Origin of the sequence: Psychrobacter sp. AOP7-B1-24 (assembly GCF_052376215.1) — a bacterium.
GTDB lineage: Bacteria > Pseudomonadota > Gammaproteobacteria > Pseudomonadales > Moraxellaceae > Psychrobacter.
In genome coordinates this window covers 1-484 of the sequence record NZ_JBQSVL010000213.1, presented here as the reverse complement: position 1 = coordinate 484, position 484 = coordinate 1, and the positions used below count along the sequence as shown (strand labels likewise).

Below are 484 nucleotides of genomic sequence, written 5' to 3'. Positions count from 1 at the left end.
GCTAAGTCTTGATAGTTTTTATGCCGATAAGCGCGTCCATAATGACAGACGGGTATCGGAAAGCCATCCATAAAATGAATGTTGTCACGGCCTTCAATTTGACTGACTTTATCTTGTATCTGCTGTTTGACTTGCCACAGATTGGCGCAGTGCTTTGCGAAGTTAGGGTATGAGCCGATGGCTGGAAACCAGTCTTGCCAATGCTGGGTAAAGTATTGCCAAATCTGTTTGTCTTGATCAAGGTGTAAAAATTCACCGACCATCTCCATGCAAATGATCTCAGGATCACTCAACTTTGGCGCGTAACCTGCACTTCGCAAGGGTTTGGTGACGACTATTTTGTAATATTGCTCTACCATTAAATAGATATTGATGATAAATTCGTCTATGGGCATCTCACAACTCCATTGTATTCTTGGTCGAAAACAATAGATTAGTGAGGTGCTCTTCTTTTTTCAATCACTTTCGAAGTTGAGAGTGGGGT

Annotated in this window: 1 pseudogene; it reads right to left on the bottom strand. The window is 41.9% G+C overall.

Annotated elements, in window-relative coordinates:
- Positions 1–395 (bottom strand): annotated as a pseudogene (locus ACT3QP_RS15060) (IS982-like element ISPsma1 family transposase); the annotation flags it as partial.
- Between the last annotated feature and the right edge of the window lie 89 nt (positions 396–484).